This is a genomic window from Nocardiopsis sp. CNT312, assembly GCF_000515115.1.
Lineage (GTDB): Bacteria > Actinomycetota > Actinomycetes > Streptosporangiales > Streptosporangiaceae > Nocardiopsis.
The window spans coordinates 1-1,917 of record NZ_AZXF01000058.1 but is presented as its reverse complement, the minus strand read 5'-3'; the positions used below and the strand labels follow the sequence as shown (position 1 = coordinate 1,917).

Below are 1,917 nucleotides of genomic sequence, written 5' to 3'. Positions count from 1 at the left end.
CGTCGGTGGCGATCACCGTGTCCCCGACCGCGACCGGCCCGGGAACCCCCGCGTGCTCCCCGCCCGCCTCGGACTCCTCACCCTCGGGAGCCTCGCGCTCGGTGGTCGGATCCACCATGACCTGCACCAGGGTCTTGGTACCTGAACCGATGATCGTGGCCAACTGTCCCTTGGTGGCGGACCCCAGGCCTTCGGGAAGCCCCATCCGGGTGGCCGTCGCCTCGTCCTCGACCTGCTCGGCGGGGATCCACTGGCGGCACCCGATCAGCGCGTGGCCCACGCCTTGGCGCACATAGGACAGGTGCACGGTGTTGATGCCGTTGGCGACCCCGCCCGCGCACCCCATGTGCTGGCGTTTGACCCCGGCGGTGGCCCGGCCCTTCTTCTCCTGGCCGGTCTCGTCGAGTGCCCCGATGGCCATGGCGCGGGCTCCGGCGGCCGCGTCCAGCCCCGCCACGGCGTAGGCGTGAAGGGCCCGCATCACCCGGCCGCTGTCCCAGACCGCCTGGTTCAGCAGCCGCTGGACTCTGTCGGGGGTGCGGTGGCCGATCCACTCCGCGATGGTCCACCCGTTGCGTTTGGGCAGGTCGGACAGGAGTGCTCGGACGTATCCGGTGGCGGTCAGCCACGGCTGGGTGCGGGCGAAGCACCCGCGTATGGCTGCCATGAAGGCGTTGAGGTCGTCCTCGGCCCGCTGGGCCTCTATCATCAGGGCAGCGGCCGCCCGCGCTTTTTGTCTGGTCACACAGCAACGATCGTCGGGCGGCCGTCCTCATGTCCGGCGAACCGGTCACGATACCGCGTCGATCAGCGGACGTTCTCCCAGCTCACACCCCAAACTGCGGCTGCCGTACCAGGCACAGAGTTACCTTGTAGGGCTTTTGAAATGAGCTCTAAAGAGATTTAATTTTCGTCGATCAGTTTCGATCAAATCCAGAATATCGAAAGCTTGTTCTCCTGATTTCTTGAGAGCCTCCGAGTAAAATAAGACCAAACCCCTTCTGGCAATATCTCTACACCTATCAACTAGGTCGACATTCCCCCTCGAAAGAGCATCTTCATGCACCACCCCATTGGCTATTTGAAAAACAACCTCAAATACCACCGGCTTCACATGGGGTGGAACCTTAGATGCCAAGGAAGCGATAGCGATAGCCATTGTTGGCTCCGCCGACTCAAATAGTCGCCCTTGAACAAATACTGAATTTTCGATATCCCAGTAGTAGCTCATTGCATCGTTTTCAGAGCCTTGAGATACTAGCCCGACAAAAGAGTCGGGAACAAAACCCGCATCGCCGGAAATAGTCCTGAAACTAGACCATTCCCACAAGCTCGCTTCAAATTCAATAAGAGCCGTATTCACCTACCCCACCTTCCACCTCGATCAAACAGCACCCCTGGAGGGAACTGGGATGGACTATAACGCTCCTGACAACTTACGCAGACTGGAATCTCAACCCATTTACGTGCCCTATTTCCATATGCGTGAACAAACTGCGGCGCATCAGGACCTCGCCCAATCTGGCGCTCAATGTCCGCTTCAGCGCAACCTGTAGGATTAGAAGAACATCCAGAATACACTTGACCAGTCTCAGGGTCATAGCCACCGCTGTATGTCGCATGACGATTGCCACGCTCATCACCAAGCTCATTACGCGCAGTCCTGGCCTGAGCAGCGAGATCATCTTCGTTTAGCCCACCACCACAGTTGTGGGTAAGGGCGTCTGTTTCACCGACAGCCGCGTGGTACGTGTGGACGCCCTGAACGGTCAGGTTATGGACCGTCGCGGGCTGTGTCCAGGCCCCGACTGCGGACACCTGAACCCACGTACCGGCCGAGGTCTGCAACCACATCCCCGGAGCCAGGTCGATCGCATCGACCCACTCCTGCAACTCCGGAACCCAGAACGGGTGCAC

The 1,917-nt window shown here is 60.0% G+C and carries 3 protein-coding genes; all 3 read right to left on the bottom strand.

The window, feature by feature from the left end; translation table 11 throughout:
* Positions 1 to 745 (bottom strand): transposase (locus B042_RS24495; RefSeq protein WP_197024349.1); only part of this gene is annotated, 745 nt, incomplete at its 3' end.
* Between the two features lie 120 nt (positions 746 to 865).
* Positions 866 to 1,363 (bottom strand): hypothetical protein, encoded by a 498-nt coding sequence (locus B042_RS25825; RefSeq protein WP_155989163.1) that lies wholly within the window; start codon positions 1,361 to 1,363, stop codon positions 866 to 868.
* Complete coding sequence (locus tag B042_RS25220; RefSeq protein ID WP_081748840.1) at positions 1,360 to 1,917, bottom strand: polymorphic toxin-type HINT domain-containing protein; 558 nt, start codon at positions 1,915 to 1,917, stop codon at positions 1,360 to 1,362. The genes B042_RS25825 and B042_RS25220 overlap by 4 nt, the downstream gene beginning before the upstream one ends.